The 14,030-nt window shown below is 72.4% G+C and carries 15 protein-coding genes; 5 read left to right on the forward strand and 10 right to left on the reverse strand.

What is annotated here, in order from left to right; translation table 11 throughout:
• Positions 1-92 precede the first annotated feature (92 nt).
• The 4 genes from GA0070564_RS03245 to GA0070564_RS03260 all read right to left on the reverse strand — a co-directional run bounded on the left by GA0070564_RS03245 (position 93) and on the right by GA0070564_RS03260 (position 3,602).
• Positions 93-815 carry an aggregation-promoting factor C-terminal-like domain-containing protein gene (locus tag GA0070564_RS03245; protein WP_091602201.1) on the reverse strand — a complete coding sequence of 241 codons (723 nt, stop codon included), beginning with the start codon at positions 813-815 and terminating at the stop codon, positions 93-95.
• Positions 816-1,102: 287 nt separating this feature from the next.
• On the reverse strand, positions 1,103-2,515 hold the full coding sequence (gene phoH2, locus GA0070564_RS03250; protein ID WP_091602204.1) for an RNA 5'-3' helicase PhoH2: 1,413 nt from the start codon (positions 2,513-2,515) through the stop codon (positions 1,103-1,105).
• Between the two features lie 345 nt (positions 2,516-2,860).
• Positions 2,861-3,199, reverse strand: coding sequence for a hypothetical protein (locus tag GA0070564_RS03255; RefSeq protein ID WP_091602207.1), 339 nt, complete (start codon positions 3,197-3,199; stop codon positions 2,861-2,863).
• A 58-nt stretch (positions 3,200-3,257) separates the two neighbouring features.
• Complete coding sequence (locus GA0070564_RS03260; RefSeq protein WP_091602210.1) at positions 3,258-3,602, reverse strand: hypothetical protein; 345 nt, start codon at positions 3,600-3,602, stop codon at positions 3,258-3,260.
• A 264-nt stretch (positions 3,603-3,866) separates the two neighbouring features.
• On the opposite strand from GA0070564_RS03260, the gene GA0070564_RS03265 reads away from it, so the two are divergent.
• The 3 genes from GA0070564_RS03265 to otsB all read left to right on the forward strand — a co-directional run bounded on the left by GA0070564_RS03265 (position 3,867) and on the right by otsB (position 5,715).
• Complete coding sequence (locus GA0070564_RS03265) at positions 3,867-4,307, forward strand: helix-turn-helix domain-containing protein (protein ID WP_091602213.1); 441 nt, start codon at positions 3,867-3,869, stop codon at positions 4,305-4,307.
• 162 nt (positions 4,308-4,469) lie between these two features.
• Positions 4,470-4,823 (forward strand): hypothetical protein, encoded by a 354-nt coding sequence (locus tag GA0070564_RS03270; protein WP_091602216.1) that lies wholly within the window; start codon positions 4,470-4,472, stop codon positions 4,821-4,823.
• Between the two features lie 70 nt (positions 4,824-4,893).
• On the forward strand, positions 4,894-5,715 hold the full coding sequence (gene otsB, locus GA0070564_RS03275; RefSeq protein ID WP_091602220.1) for a trehalose-phosphatase: 822 nt from the start codon (positions 4,894-4,896) through the stop codon (positions 5,713-5,715).
• A gap of 16 nt (positions 5,716-5,731) precedes the next feature.
• Here the strand turns inward: otsB and GA0070564_RS03280 are convergent, their stop codons facing one another.
• The 4 genes from GA0070564_RS03280 to GA0070564_RS03295 form a co-directional block, all read right to left on the reverse strand.
• The gene (locus tag GA0070564_RS03280) at positions 5,732-6,502 is read right to left on the reverse strand and encodes an isoprenyl transferase (protein ID WP_091602223.1); all 771 of its coding nucleotides are present in this window, start codon (positions 6,500-6,502) and stop codon (positions 5,732-5,734) included.
• 81 nt (positions 6,503-6,583) lie between these two features.
• Positions 6,584-7,744, reverse strand: a complete 1,161-nt coding sequence (locus GA0070564_RS03285) for a geranylgeranyl reductase family protein (RefSeq protein ID WP_245669799.1) — start codon at positions 7,742-7,744, stop codon at positions 6,584-6,586.
• A gap of 120 nt (positions 7,745-7,864) precedes the next feature.
• The gene (locus GA0070564_RS03290) at positions 7,865-8,722 is read right to left on the reverse strand and encodes a hypothetical protein (protein WP_091602226.1); all 858 of its coding nucleotides are present in this window, start codon (positions 8,720-8,722) and stop codon (positions 7,865-7,867) included.
• A 37-nt stretch (positions 8,723-8,759) separates the two neighbouring features.
• Positions 8,760-10,604, reverse strand: coding sequence for a phosphoenolpyruvate carboxykinase (GTP) (locus GA0070564_RS03295; protein WP_091602229.1), 1,845 nt, complete (start codon positions 10,602-10,604; stop codon positions 8,760-8,762).
• Between the two features lie 446 nt (positions 10,605-11,050).
• Between GA0070564_RS03295 and GA0070564_RS03300 the strand changes: the two genes are divergently transcribed.
• Together GA0070564_RS03300 and GA0070564_RS03305 are read left to right on the forward strand one after the other, a co-directional pair.
• A complete protein-coding gene (locus tag GA0070564_RS03300; RefSeq protein WP_091602232.1) occupies positions 11,051-11,599 on the forward strand; it encodes a GtrA family protein in 549 nt (182 codons plus the stop codon).
• Between the two features lie 63 nt (positions 11,600-11,662).
• The gene (locus tag GA0070564_RS03305; protein WP_091602234.1) at positions 11,663-12,361 is read left to right on the forward strand and encodes a GtrA family protein; all 699 of its coding nucleotides are present in this window, start codon (positions 11,663-11,665) and stop codon (positions 12,359-12,361) included.
• A 42-nt stretch (positions 12,362-12,403) separates the two neighbouring features.
• Here GA0070564_RS03305 and GA0070564_RS03310 read toward each other — a convergent pair whose 3' ends face one another.
• Together GA0070564_RS03310 and GA0070564_RS03315 are read right to left on the reverse strand one after the other, a co-directional pair.
• Complete coding sequence (locus tag GA0070564_RS03310) at positions 12,404-12,976, reverse strand: PH domain-containing protein (RefSeq protein WP_091604463.1); 573 nt, start codon at positions 12,974-12,976, stop codon at positions 12,404-12,406.
• 142 nt (positions 12,977-13,118) lie between these two features.
• On the reverse strand, positions 13,119-13,994 hold the full coding sequence (locus tag GA0070564_RS03315) for a biotin--[acetyl-CoA-carboxylase] ligase (RefSeq protein ID WP_091602237.1): 876 nt from the start codon (positions 13,992-13,994) through the stop codon (positions 13,119-13,121).
• Positions 13,995-14,030 lie beyond the last annotated feature (36 nt).

Here is a 14,030-nt window from a genome sequence, read left to right on the forward strand (position 1 = left end):
TCGGGGGCGCCCGCCACCGGAGCGCCCCGGGCAGGACGACGGCGGGGGGTGTGGAGACCCACACCCCCCGCCGTCGTCGCGTCCGGTCCGGATCAGTACCAGCCGTTGTTCTGCGAGTGGCTCCACGCGCCGCACGGGTTGTCGTACCGGCCCTCGATGTAGCCGAGGCCCCACTTGATCTGGGTGGCCGGGTTGGTCTTCCAGTCGTCGGCCACCGAGCCCATCTTGCTGCCGGGGAGCGCCTGCGGGATGCCGTACGCGCCGGACGAGGAGTTGTAGGCCTTGTGGTTCCAGCCGCTCTCCTTGGTCCAGAGCTTGTCCAGGCAGGGGAACTGGTCGATGCCGAAGCCGTCGGAGAGCATCAGCGCGCAGCCGACCGCCCGGTTGCCGCTGTACTCGTTGCAGGAGGCGGGGATCGGGCCGTCGTACGGCTTGGTCTCCGCCGCCTTCGCGGCGGCCTCCTCGGCCTTCTTCTTGGCCTCGGCGGCCGCGGCCTCCTCGCGGTCCTTCTTCCGGGACGCCGCGGCGACCTCGGCCTCGCGGGCCCGCTCGGCGGCCTCCTTGGCCGCGGCGGTGGCCCGCAGCCGGGCCTGGTACTCGGCGGCCCGCTGCTTGGCGAGGTCGACCCGGTGCTCGGCCTGCCGGCCGTGCTGGTACGCGTACTCGGTCCGGTCGACCTGGAACCCGACCTGCTCGGTCAGGCCCTGCTGCTGGACTTCCCGGTCTTCGCCCAGGTAGAAACCGCCGGCAACGCCCACGGAGAGCAGCGCGACAGCGGCCGTACGGGCGCCGAACCGGCTCCACAGCCGACTCACGAAGTGGTCCCTTCGTCGGGGGCAAGGACGCGGCGGGAACCGGCCGTCTCCGGGCCCGTCCACGCCGCGAGCGCCCCGACCTCAAGCCGGTCGCAGCCGATGCACTGGCGTTCACCGATGCCCGCCGCCGGCTGGCGAAACGATCATCGACGATCTCCGTGGTGCATGGGCGCCCGCAGGACACCATTGCGCACAGTGAGGCCGATGGGAAACCGACGGGCCAATTTGTGACTTGCGCCACAAGGTGAATGCGGACGGAGTCCCTCAGAACCGGCCCGTCGGCGACCTCACTGCGGAATGTCCTCCAACAGATCCGTGACCATGGCGGCGATCGGAGAACGCTCCGAACGGGTGAGCGTGACGTGCGCGAACAGCGGATGCCCCTTCAACGCCTCGATCACCGCGGTGACGCCGTCGTGCCGGCCGACCCGCAGGTTGTCCCGCTGCGCCACGTCGTGGGTGAGCACCACCCGGGAGCCCTGGCCGATCCGGGACAGGACGGTGAGCAGCACGCCGCGCTCCAGCGACTGGGCCTCGTCGACGATGACGAAGGCGTCGTGCAGGCTGCGCCCCCGGATGTGGGTCAGCGGCAGGACCTCCAGCAGGCCCCGGGAGGTGACCTCCTCCAGCACGTTCTCGTGCACCAACGCGCCGAGGGTGTCGAAGACCGCCTGCGCCCAGGGCGACATCTTCTCCGACTCCGAACCGGGCAGGTAGCCCAGCTCCTGGCCCCCGACGGCGTACAGCGGGCGGAAGACCACCACCTTCTTGTGCCGGCGGCGCTCCATCACCGCCTCCAGGCCGGCGCAGAGCGCCAGGGCGGACTTGCCGGTGCCGGCCCGGCCGCCCAGCGACACGATCCCGATCGACTCGTCGAGGAGCAGGTCCAACGCGACCCGCTGCTCGGCCGAGCGGCCGTGCACCCCGAACGCCTCCCGGTCGCCGCGGACCAGCCGGACGGTCTTGTCGGCCAGCACCCGGCCCAGCGCCGAGCCGCGCGTCGAGTGCAGCACCAGCCCGGTGTGGCAGGGCAGGCCGGCGGCGGCGTCCAGGTCGAGCGTCTCGCCCGCGTACAGCCGGCCGATCTGCTCCTCGGCCAGCTCCAGCTCCGCCATCCCGGTCCAGGTCGGGTCGCTGGCCTGACCGTGCCGGTACTCGTCGGCGGGCAGGCCGACCGAGGCGGCCTTGACCCGCAGCGGCATGTCCTTGCTGACCAGGGTCACCTGCCGGCCCTCGGCGGCGAGGTTGAGCGCCACCGACAGGATCCGCGCGTCGTTGGACTCGTTGCGGAAGCCGGGTGGCAGCACCCCGTCGTCGGTGTGGTTGAGCTCGACCCGCAGCGTCCCGCCCTGGTCGTTGGCGGGCACCGGGCGGTCCAGCCGGCCGTGGCGCACCCGCAGCTCGTCGAGCATGCGCAGGGACTGCCGGGCGAACCAGCCGAGTTCCGGGTGCTGGCGCTTGCCCTCCAGCTCGGAGATCACCACCAGCGGCAGCACCACCTCGTGCTCGGCGAAGCGGTGGAACGCGGCGGGGTCGGAGAGCAGGACCGAGGTGTCCAGGACGAAGGCCTGGCCGGATGGTCGGGGCTCCTTGGGATCGGCCGGCGCGGTCGCGGCTCGGCGGGCGCGGGTGGTGCGGCGGGTCGCGCCCGTCGCGGCCGGGGTCTGGTCGGCATCGGAGGTGGTACGGCGAGTGGTCACAGGCCTGCTCCGCGGATGGGCACCCGGCCACCCGAGTCCGCCTCTTCCGGTGCCCGGTGGGACACGGGGTCGGATGCGGGCCCCGTGCGCGAGGTCGCAGGTCCGGGCTGACCGGCTGGCCCGGGAGAACCCCGCGCCATGTCTAGACGCTAGCCGCGCGAGGGCGCGTCGGCTAGTGGTGCACGTGGATCTCATCCGACCGGGAGGTGAACGGCGCGCGGCGGAACCGGCCGGGATGCATGCCCCCTGCGCGCACCCCGGCCGGCGGGGACACCGTCACCGGTGGAGACGGTGTCCCGACGGTGCGCGTCCGCCGCGGACGGCGCACCGTGTCGAGGGTCCGGCTCAGCCCTGTCGCCGGACCAGCGTCCCGGTCGGGTGCCGGCCGGTCACCGCGGCGGCGGGCGCGCTGAACGAGGAGCCGGTGTACGTGGTGCCCGGCCGGCTCGTGGTGCCCGCCGACCGGGAGGCGGCGGACGCGGCCGAGGTGGACAGCGCCGAGGCGATGGCGGCCTGGGCGTCGCGGCGGCGCCGGTTCCACGCCCCGCGGTCCCCGTCGAAGTAGCCCTGCCGGTAGCCGAACCGGTAGCCGATCCGGTAGCTGAGCTGGCCGTGCAGCCGGCCGGCGGCGTAGCTGGTCGCCCCGAGCACCAGCACCAGGACGACGGCGAGGAACGGGCTCATCCGGCGGCTCCCGGTCGGCACGGCGCGACGCGACGGGCCGGCGGCCCGGGGCGGCGACTCACCGGTCCTCCGGATCGGCGCCGGTGGGGCCGACCACCAGCAGCCGTTCGAGGTCGTCGGTGGTGACCTCCTCGACCAGCTCGACGGTGATCCGGCAGCCGTCCAGGACCACCTCGGCCGTGGAGGAGCGCCGGATCTCGCCGCCGGCGTCGTACACCCGGACGTTGAGTTCCGGGCAGCCGAGGTGGGTACGCCAGGCGTCCCACTCGGGCCGGTCGCCGACGCTCAGCGACAGGTAGCGGCAGCCGCGGGCCAGGTAGAGGCGCCACGGCGCGCTGAGTCCCGCGGCCACTCCCTCGGCAATCAGCCCGAAGGCCTGGGCACGGGTGGCGAGTTCGGTCACCGCTCCCCCCTCGCGCCGGAGGCGTGACGCATGTGAGCACTGATCGTCTCAAGCACGTGACACACCGTAGATTGTCCCATGAACGTGACAGTATCAGCTTTTCGTCCGGTTACTCCGATCCGTGCGGGCACCTAGTCTGGCCGGGTGACACCCCTCAGGAGCAGCACTGAATCGTTTACCGGACCATCGGGAGATCCGTCCCGCAGGCGTGACAACAGCGTGCCGGGGCGGCCGACTGTCAGCGGTTGGTCGTACCGTCACGACGTGACCGAGACGAACAACGCGCGGAAGATCGCCTTCGCCACCTTCGTCCGCCGGGCGCTCGACGACGCCCGCGCGACCCGGGCCTGGAGCGGCAGCGAGGTCTCCCGACGCACCGGCGTCTCCCGGCAGACCATCAACCGCTGGGTACGCGGCGACTGGGCCAGCGATCCCGAGGCCGAGCGGGTGGTCGCCTTCTGCGAGGGCCTCGGGCTCAACCCGGCGACCGCCTTCGGCGCGCTCGGGTGGGACCGCACCACCCCCGCCCCGACCGTCGCGACCAGCGCGGAGATGGATCCCGACGTGGCCGCGCTGCTGCGCCGGCTGGTCGACCCGGCGGTCTCGGACGCGGAGAAGTTCCACATCCGGGAAACCATTCGTTACCTCGCATACCGCCCGACTCTGCCGGTCGGTGACCGAGACCGAGGTAAAAGGGCCGGCTAGTTCCTCAGATGGCGAAAGAACGCCAGGTCAGACCCGATCGTTTCGCTTCCGGGACGGACCCGGCACGCTAGCGTCCGTAGCTGTACTGCTGGGGCTCGTCATCGACGGGGGGACGGGACAAGGCCGAACCCAGCCCTGCGGGACAGAAGGAGGGGTCTGTCCATGACCCTGAAGTGGTGGGCAGTGGGGGTCGCGGTGGTGTCCCTGACATCCGGCGTGACCGCCAACGTGGTGATCGGCGTGGTCAACGGTGAGCAGCTTCCCCTGCTCGCCAACCTCTTCGCGCTCACCACGGCCGGCACGGCGGTCGTCCTGGCCGTCCTGGCAGAGCTGAACGACCGGCTCAACGACCGGGTCAGCGCGCTGACCGAGTTCCTGGTGGCGCGGCTCAACGAGATAGAGGCGCGCACCGGCGACCGCAACACCGGCTTCGTGGAGGGCTACCTGCTCAGCCACGGCCAGGAGGCCGCCGTCGTGCCGTTCGAACGACGCGGACGGGGGGCCGCCGAACGCTGAGCATCCCCGACGGCTGACCGTCACGTCTCGGCCACGAATGCCCGGCCGCCGCCGGGGTACGCTGTCGCGCGTGCCGCCGTTGAATCTGGGCAACCAGCCGAAGACCCCGTTGGACGCCGAGCAGGCCTGGCGGGCCACCGCAGCCAGAGCCCGCGAGACCGTGCTCTTCTTCGACTTCGACGGCACCCTGGCGCCGGTCGACGACGATCCCACCGCGGTCAGTCCCGCGCCCAAGGTGCTCGCCGCGCTCGAGGCGCTCGCCCCGGTCGTCCGCCGGGTGGCGATCGTCTCGGCGCGACCGGTGGAGTTCCTCCGCGAGCACCTCGGCGGGCTCGCCGGGATCGACCTCTACGGCCTCTACGGGCTGGAGCACAGCCACTCCGGCGGCGAGACGGTCACCGAGCCGGCCGCGCTGCCCTGGGTGCCGACCATGTCCGAGCTGGCCGAGCAGGCCCGCGCCGAGCTGCCCGCCGGCACGCTTGTGGAGTTCAAGCGGCTCTCCGTCGCCCTGCACTGGCGTACCGCGCCGCGGCTCGGGGCGCAGGTCGAGCGGTGGGGACGGGAGCAGGCCGAGCGGTTGGGCCTCAAGTGCCAGGCCGGCCGGATGGTGCTGGAGATCAAGCCCCCGGTCGACCGGGACAAGGGCATGGTCATCGACGAGGTGGTCCGGGACGCCGGTGGCGCCTGGTACTTCGGCGACGACGTCTCCGACATCAAGGCGTTCGCCGCGCTGCGCGCCCGGGCCGCGGGCGACCCCCGCTTCGTCGGCGTCTGCGTCGCGGTGGCCAACCCGGAGACCGGTCACGAGGTCGCCGAGGCCGCCGACCTCACCATCGACTCCCCCGCCGCGCTCGGCGACTTCCTCACCGAGGCCCTCCCGCACCTGCGGTGAGCCGGGCCGCCCCGGCTCAGGCGCCGTAGCGGCGCTGGCGGGTGGCGTACGAGCGCAACGCCCGGAGGAAGTCCACGCGCCGGAAGTCCGGCCAGTTCAGCTCGCAGAAGTAGAACTCCGAGTGCGCCGACTGCCACAGCATGAAGCCGGAGAGCCGCTGCTCACCACTGGTCCGGATGATCAGATCCGGGTCCGGCAGCCCCCGGGTGTAGAGGTGCTCGGAGATGTGGTCGACGTCGATCGAGTTGGCCAGCTCCTCGATGGTGCCGCCGCCGGCCGCGTGCTCCAGCAACAGCGAGCGGACCGCGTCGGCGATCTCGCGCCGGCCGCCGTACCCGACGGCGATGTTGACCTGGGCGCCCCCGGCGCGGTCCCGGGTGCGGTCCTCGGCCGCCTTGAGGGCCTGGGCGAGCTGCGCCGGCAGCACGTCCAGCGCGCCGACCATCCGCAGCCGCCAGGGGTTGCCCTCCTCGGCCAGCTCGGTGGTCAGGTCCTCGATGATCTGGAGCAGCGGGTCCAGCTCCTCTGCCGGCCGGGAGAGGTTGTCGGTGGAGAGCAGCCAGAGGGTGACGTGCCCGACCCCGGCGGTGTCGCACCAGCGCAGCAGTTCCTTGATCCGCTCGGCGCCCATCCGGTGCCCGTCGTTGGGGTCGACGAAGCCCATCTCCCGCGCCCACCGGCGGTTGCCGTCGCACATCACGCCGACGTGCCGGGGCACCGGCCTGCCCGCGAGCTTCGCCGTCAGGCGCCGCTCGTACACCGAATAGAGGAGATTCCGCAGAGTCATCACCTTGCAGGGTAGCGACCCCCGGGGCGGGTCAGCGCCGCGGTGGCCGATCCCGCGACGGCTTCAGGTCGCGGCGCGGCGTCAGACGCGCCGAGCTGAAGTTGTCGCACGGGCGAGCCCCACACCGATCCTGGCGAGGGTGCGGGCGTCCAGCCGGCCATCGCCCAGTCCCAGCTCCACCACCGTCGTGTACACCCGTGGGTCGCGGCTGGCGGCGTGGACCGCGGCGTCGACCACGGCCCGGTGCCGGGCCAGCCAGGCGGCCGTCGAGCTGTGCCGCAGGTGCCGGCCGAGCCGCCGGCTCAGCGTGGCGGCGTACCGCTCGGCGGCCCGGTCCGGGGAGCCGGCCGCGGCCGCGCCGGCCAGGGCGCCGGAGAGCAGGGCGTAGAAGATCCCCTCCCCGGTGAACGGGTTGATCAGCGACAACGCGTCACCGGCGAGCAGCAGCCGCCCCCGGCCCGGGGCCGGCCGATGGGTGGAGAGGGGCAGGTGGTGGGCGCGCAGCCCGGTCACCGCCGCCGGGTCCGTCGAGGGCAGCAGCGCCGCCAGCCGGTCCAGCAGGTGCGCCCGGCTCAGCGGCTCGCCGCGCAGCACCTCGCCGTACCCGACGTTCGCCCGGCCGTCACCGATCGGGAAGGACCAGGCGTACGCCGGCCAGCGCGCGCCCGAGGTGACGATGAGCTGCTCCGGTGGGCCGGGCAGGGCGGGAGCATAGCCGCGGATGGCCAGGGCCAGGTGCCGGTCCGGGTTCACCGGGTGGCCGAGCGCGCGCCGGACCACCGAGCCGGCGCCGTCCGCGCCGACCACCGCCCGGCCGGCCAGCTCGCCGTCGAGCACCACCCGGTCGGGGCGTACGTCGATGCTGCGCACCGTGTGCCGGCGCAGTTCCGCCCCGGCCGCCACCGCCGCGGCGACCAGCCGGGCGTCGAAGACCTTCCGGGGCACCGTGTACGCCGGCCGCGGCAGCGCCCGGGCCACCGTCCCGCCCCCGGGGCTCACCAGCCGCAACGCCGGCAGCGGCGGATAGCCGTCGACCGCCCCGGTCACCCCGAGCTCACCGAGGACGTCCAGCGCGTGCGCCGCGATCCCGTCCCCGCACGCCTTGTCCCGGGGGAAGTCGTACCGGTCCAGCAGCAGCACCCGCGCCCCACCCCGCCGCGCCGCCAACGCGGCGGCCGACCCCGCCGGCCCCGCCCCGACCACCACCAGATCCCACAGATCCCCGCCCACGGCACCCACCACCCCATCCTCCCCGCCCGACCCCGCCCCCTCACCCCGCCACACCCCGTGCCATCGCGTTGATCATGAAGTTAGCGGCGATGTCGATCTCTTCCAGTGCCGCCAACTTCATGATCAACGCGCTCAGGTGGGGGTGGGGGTGGGGGTGGGGGCGCGGTGGAGGGAGTAGAGGGTGAGGACAGCGGCGGAGATCAGGGGGGCGCCGTCGCGGATCAGGCCGTCCACGCCGAGGAGCCACCAGCAGAGGGGGAGGTCGATCACCAGCACGGCGAGGGTGATCCAGACCAGGCCGCGTCTCGCCCAGCCCCGGCCGCGCAGCAGGAAGGCGGTGCAGAACAGCACCGCGTAGCTGACCGCGATGCCGGCGGCGAACCAGAACAGCACGGCCGGCACCGCGCCGAGCCGTCCGTCCAGGATGGAGCTCCCGGCCACCAGCGCGGGGACCAGCATCAGCGGGCTGTAGGTGAACGCCGCGACCCGCGCGGTGAGCAGCCAGCCCGCCACCGGAGCCCGTCTCGGCGTCACCTCACGCCAGGAGATGGTCCCGCCCTCGACGACCAGGCCCCTGCGGTGCCGGACCAGGTGCCGGTCGACCGCCGGGCTGCGGTAGAGCAGTACCACCACGGCGACACAGAGCCCGGTGAGCAGCGCGAACCCGAGCAACCCGGGCGCCGGCGGCACCCCCTGCCGGGATACGACCAGCCGACCGACCGCGAAGACCGTGGTCACCGCCAGGATCAGCCCGAACGGCTTCGCCGCCACCCGCCCGGAGTTGACGTGCCCGATCAGCACCAGGAAGGCCAGCGAGCGGAGCATCGCCCAGCCGGTGCGTACGGCCAGGCCGAACTCCTGCTCCGGTGCGTACCACCAGTTGAGCAGCTCGACCACGACGGTGGCCGCCGCCGTGGTGGCCAGCAGGAAGGTCAGCGCCCGGACGGCGGACGGCCGCCGGACCTCGACAGGTTCGGCGGCCGTCCTCATGGGATGCGATGGTGCCCAGTGCGGGCGCGGCTCACACCTACCGCTGCGGCTGCTCCGCGTCGAGCCGGGCGCGCAGGGCGTCCAGCTCGGCCCAGAGGACGCCGGGGAGCTTGTCCCCGAACTTCTCGAACCACTCGGTGACCAGCGGGAGCTCGTTGCGCCACTCCTCCGGGTCGACCTTGAGCGCGATCCGGACGTCCTCCGGGGTCATGTCCAGGCCCTCGACGTCCAGCGCGTCCTGGGCCGGCACCATGCCGATCGGGGTCTCGACCGCGTCGGCCCGCCCCTCGAGCCGCTCGATGACCCACTTGAGCACGCGGGAGTTCTCGCCGAAGCCCGGCCAGAGGAAGTTGCCCTCGGCGTCCTTGCGGAACCAGTTCACGTAGTAGACCTTGGGCAGCTTCGCCTCGTCGCCGTCGGTGCCCTTGCCCATCTCGATCCAGTGCCGGAAGTAGTCACCGGCGTTGTAGCCGATGAACGGCAGCATCGCCATCGGGTCGCGGCGGACGACGCCGACCGCGCCGGAGGCGGCGGCGGTGGTCTCCGAGGAGAGGGTCGCGCCCATGTAGACGCCGTGCACCCAGTCGCGGGCCTCGGTGACCAGCGGGATGGTGTCCCGGCGCCGGCCGCCGAAGAGGATGGCGTCGATCGGTACGCCGTTCGGGTCGTAGTAGTCCTCGGCCAGGATCGGGCACTGGGTGATCGGGGTGCAGAACCGGCTGTTCGCGTGGGAGGAGAGGTTCTCGCTCTGCGGCGTCCAGTCGTTGCCCTTCCAGTCGATCAGGTGCGCCGGGGGCTCACCCATGCCCTCCCACCAGATGTCGCCGTCGTCGGTGAGGGCCACGTTGGTGAAGATGGAGTTGCCGCGGTCCAGCGTCCGCATGGCGTTGGCGTTGGTCTTCCAGTCGGTGCCCGGCGCGACGCCGAAGAGGCCGTACTCCGGGTTGACCGCGTAGAGGCGGCCGTCGGCGCCGAACCGCATCCAGGCGATGTCGTCGCCGATGGTCTCGACCTTCCAGCCCGGGATGGTCGGCTCCAGCATGGCCAGGTTGGTCTTGCCGCAGGCGGACGGGAACGCGCCGGCGACGTGGTAGACCTTCCCCTCCGGCGAGGTGATCTTCAGGATCAGCATGTGCTCGGCGAGCCAGCCCTCGTCGCGCCCCATCACGCTGGCGATCCGCAGCGAGTAGCACTTCTTGCCCAGCAGCGAGTTGCCGCCGTAGCCGGAGCCGAAGGACCAGATCTCCCGGCTCTCCGGGAAGTGCGAGATGTACTTGGTCTCGTTGCACGGCCACGCCACGTCCTGCTGGCCGGGGGCGAGCGGGGCGCCGATGGAGTGCAGGGCGTGCACGAAGTCGGCGTCGTCGCCCATCGCCTCGAGGACCGTCGCGCCCATCCGGGTCATGATGCGCATGGAGGCCACCACGTACGGGCTGTCGGTGATCTCGACGCCGAACATGGGCCTCTCGGCCTCGACCGGACCCATGCAGAACGGGATGACGTACATGGTGCGCCCGCGCATGCTGCCGCGGTACAGCTCCGTCATCGTCCGCTTCATCTCGGCCGGCGCCATCCAGTTGTTGGTGGGGCCGGCGTCCGCCTCGTCGACGGAGCAGATGAAGGTGCGCTCCTCCACCCGGGCGACGTCCGTCGGGTCCGTCCGCGCGTAGAACGAGTTGGGCTTCTTCTCCGGATTGAGGCGGATCAGGGTGCCGCTCTCGACCAGTTCGTCGGTGAGCCGGCGCCACTCCTCATCGGACCCGTCCACCCAGACCACCCGGTCGGGGGTGGTCAGTTCCGCGACCTCACGGACCCAGGCGAGCAGTTTGGGGTGGGACGTCGGGGCCTGATCGATACCCCGAACAGTAGCCGGAGCAACCATGTCACATCTCCTTGTGGTCGACGCTGACCGATCTATGGGATGCACGAGTTCTGGCGAGCGAGGCGTCGCCTTCGTGGAAACCTGGGATTGGGCTCAGCGTAAACCGGGCTGCCTCGCCAGTCAGTGGGACTGGTTGTGAAGAACTGCACAAGGTACGGCCACGCTGCGGCATCACGATCTGATACCCGCTTTCGCGCGCAGTTTCACGCAAATCTTCCCGGGAAGCTTCGCGCCGCCGCCCCCGTCGGTGTACGCGATGCGGGGAACGGGACGGGGTACGCGGGCAACCGCGCGACGGGACGGCGGACGACGATTCGCCGAACGGATCCGCGGATGCTCGACAAAGGGTTACGCTCCGATCACCGCCGAGACGGGCGGCGCGATCCGGGGCGGCCCACCGGCCGTTGCTACCCGCCGGGCGAGCGGGTTACCGGTAGGCTCTGCGCGTGGCCGCCACGACGACCGGGGACCAGCCAGCCACCCCGGAGACCCGCCCGGGTCCGCTCGGCAGGCTCATCGACCGGTTCGGGCACCTGCTCCGCGAGCTGAGCAGGTTCGCCACCGTGGGTGGGATCGCCTTCCTCATCGACTTCGCGCTCTTCAACTACCTGACCGCGGCGCGCGGCATGGAGCAGGTGACGGCCAAGACCGTCTCGACGGTCATCGCGGCCACCGTCGCCTTCCTCGGCAACCGGTTCTGGACCTGGCGGCACCGGCAGCGCTCCCACCCCGCCCGCGAGTACGCGCTGTTCTTCTTCTTCAACGGCGTCGGCCTCGGCATCACGGTGGGCTGCCTGGCGATCAGCCGCTACGGCCTGGGCGCCGTCTGGCCGGAGGTCTTCCGCACCGCCCTGGCCGACAACATCGCCAGCTACATCGTCGGCACCGGGGTCGCGACGCTGTTCCGATTCTGGTCGTACCGACGGTTCGTCTTCGTGGAAGCGGGAACTCCCCCCGTTCCGGCACCCAGCCACGACCGTGACCCGGGCGCGTGACCTGCCGCCCATCTCGTCCCGCTGGGCCGTTGCGGCCCCGCCCACTGCCCTAAGGTGTTCCGCATGCGTCTGGTCCGTCTGCTGCCCGAACGATGGCAGAAGTTCATCCACGAGGCGCTGAAATTCGGCATCGTCGGCGGCATCAACACCGTCATCAATTACGCGGTGTTCAATGCGCTGGCACTGACCGTTTTCCGTGACGGCCAACTGAAGGCGACGGTCATCGCCACCATCGTGGCGACGATCACGTCGTACCTGATGAATCGGCACTGGACGTACCGGGATCGCCCGAAATCGGCGCTGAAGCGGGAATACGCCCTTTTCTTCCTCTTCAATGCGACCGGCCTGGTGATCGAACTCGGCGTGCTGGCCGCGGCGAAGTACGGCCTCGGCATCAACAGCCTGATCGCGCTGAACGTCGCCAAGACGGCCGGCGTACTGCTGGCCACGATGTTCCGGTTCTGGTCCTACCGGACGTTCGTCTTCCAGCCGGTCCCGGCGCACGCCGTCGAGACCTGGCACGACGTCCCCCGGGACGAGTGGGACACCATGGCGGAGATGGACCCGGTGGCGGAGCTGGCCGAGTCGGTCAGCGAGCTGGAGGAGGCCCAGCAGCAGCCGGACCACTCCACCGAGGGTGTGTTCAAGCAGCCGCAGGGCCGGACGGCGGCGCTCGACGGCGGCCTCGGCCGCGCCTCCGGTCTGGACGCGGATCTCGCCGCCGAGCTGCACGCCGGCACCCGCCACTCGCCCCGCCGCTGACCCTGCCGGCTGCCGCAGGCGGCAGCCGGCACCGCACCCCGGTCAGGCGCTGGGGTCGCGCAGCGGCCGTCCCTCGCGCATGTCGGCCAGGATGTCCCGCATCTCGCCGTCGCCGAGCGAGTGCTTGTCGTGGTGGGCCTCGACCAGCTCGTAGAGCCTGGTCTGCACCCGGTCCACCCGGGGCACGTCCCGCAGCACCGACTGCCCCCGCTCACCGGCGGACTCGATGGTGAGCGTGCCGCAGCCGAGCAGCCGCTCCACGAAACGCTGGTTCATCGAGTGGTCGTTGATCCGGGTCAGCGGCAGGTCCCGCCGGTCCCGGGAGAGCACGCCCTGCTGGAGCAGCACCCGCTCGTTCGTGAAGAGGTAGTGGGTCGAACGCCAGACCAGGAACGGCCACAGCCCCAGCCAGAACACCAGCACCAGGGCGACCGCCGCCACGGCGTAGAGCGCGATGGTGCCGCCGTCGCCGTCGGGCAGCAACACCCAGCCCGCCACCACGGCGGCGACGGCGAGCACCAGCACCAGCACCGGGCCCACCAGCGCCTTCCAGTGCGGGTGCAGGTGCAGCACGACGTGCTCGTCCTCGGTGAGCACGTCTTCGGGAAACGCCACGGCAACCTCCTCGCAGAACAGGACGCGCTGACCGTAACGGGTCACCGCACGCGGGGGCATCCGCCGCGCGGCCGGGCCGGTCTGTCGGGTGTTAAGAAGGGGCCCCTGCTATACCGCAGGCGTTAACAAGGGGCCCGGGCTTTCACCGCAGGTGCAGGACGTCGCCGGCGGCCAGCCGGCGTTCGCCGTCCGGGCCCCGGACGATCAGCTGGCCGTCGGCGTCCACGCCGGTGGCCGTGCCCCGGAACTCGGCGCCGTCGGGCAGCAGCACGCGTACCTCCCGGCCGACCGTGGCGCAGGCCGCCAGGTAGGCGTCGCGCAGCCCGCAGGCCACCGCGTCGCCGCCGGCCGAGCGCCAGCGGGCGTACCAGTCGGCCAGCGCCCGCAGCAGGGCCCGCAGCAGCGGATCCCGGTCGGTGGCGGTCGCCCCGGCCAGCAGCAGCGAGGTGGCCGGCAGACCGGTCGGGTTCTCCGGCAGCTCGTCGGCGCGCAGCGTCACGTTCAGGCCGATCCCGACCACGATCGCCGGCGGCTGGGTGGGCCCGTTGCCGGGGACCGCCTCGGCCAGCACACCGGCGCACTTCGCCCCGTCGATCAGCAGGTCGTTGGGCCACTTCAGGCCGGCGTCCAGCTCGGCCAGCAGGGCCACCGCCTCCGCCACGGCCACCCCGGCCAGCAGCGGCAGCCAGCCGTACGCGGCGGGTGCGATGGGTGACCAGCCGCGCTCCGGGTCGGCCTCGCCCGGCCGGAGCAGGACGCTGGTCGCGATGCCGGCCCGCGGCGGCGACTGCCAGACCCGGCCGCGCCGGCCGCGGCCGGCGGTCTGCCGTTCGGCGACCAGCACCAGGCCCTCCGGCTCGCCCGCCCGGGCCGCGTCGACCACGTCGGCGTTGGTGGAGCCGGTCTCGGCGCGCAGCTCCAGCCGGCGCCAGGGGCCGTGCGGGCCGGTCAGCGCGCGGGCCAGCCGGGCCGCCGACAGCGGCGGGCGGTCCAGGTCGGTGTACGGCGAGCCGGGCATCCCCTCACCCTAGACCGGGGGCGTGCCGGGGCGGTG

This window comes from Micromonospora mirobrigensis (genome assembly GCF_900091555.1).
GTDB lineage: Bacteria > Actinomycetota > Actinomycetes > Mycobacteriales > Micromonosporaceae > Micromonospora > Micromonospora mirobrigensis.

What these genes read in the sequence shown, in the direction of transcription:
- GA0070564_RS03255 (WP_091602207.1), bottom strand. Translation starts at nt 3,199, where the DNA reads ATGAGCCCGTTCCTCGCCGTCGTCCTGGTGCTGGTGCTCGGGGCGACC.
- GA0070564_RS03270 (WP_091602216.1), top strand. Translation starts at nt 4,470, where the DNA reads ATGACCCTGAAGTGGTGGGCAGTGGGGGTCGCGGTGGTGTCCCTGACA.
- GA0070564_RS03280 (WP_091602223.1), bottom strand. Translation starts at nt 6,502, where the DNA reads ATGACTCTGCGGAATCTCCTCTATTCGGTGTACGAGCGGCGCCTGACG.
- GA0070564_RS03290 (WP_091602226.1), bottom strand. Translation starts at nt 8,722, where the DNA reads ATGAGGACGGCCGCCGAACCTGTCGAGGTCCGGCGGCCGTCCGCCGTC.
- GA0070564_RS03295 (WP_091602229.1), bottom strand. Translation starts at nt 10,604, where the DNA reads ATGGTTGCTCCGGCTACTGTTCGGGGTATCGATCAGGCCCCGACGTCC.
- GA0070564_RS03305 (WP_091602234.1), top strand. Translation starts at nt 11,663, where the DNA reads ATGCGTCTGGTCCGTCTGCTGCCCGAACGATGGCAGAAGTTCATCCAC.
- GA0070564_RS03315 (WP_091602237.1), bottom strand. Translation starts at nt 13,994, where the DNA reads ATGCCCGGCTCGCCGTACACCGACCTGGACCGCCCGCCGCTGTCGGCG.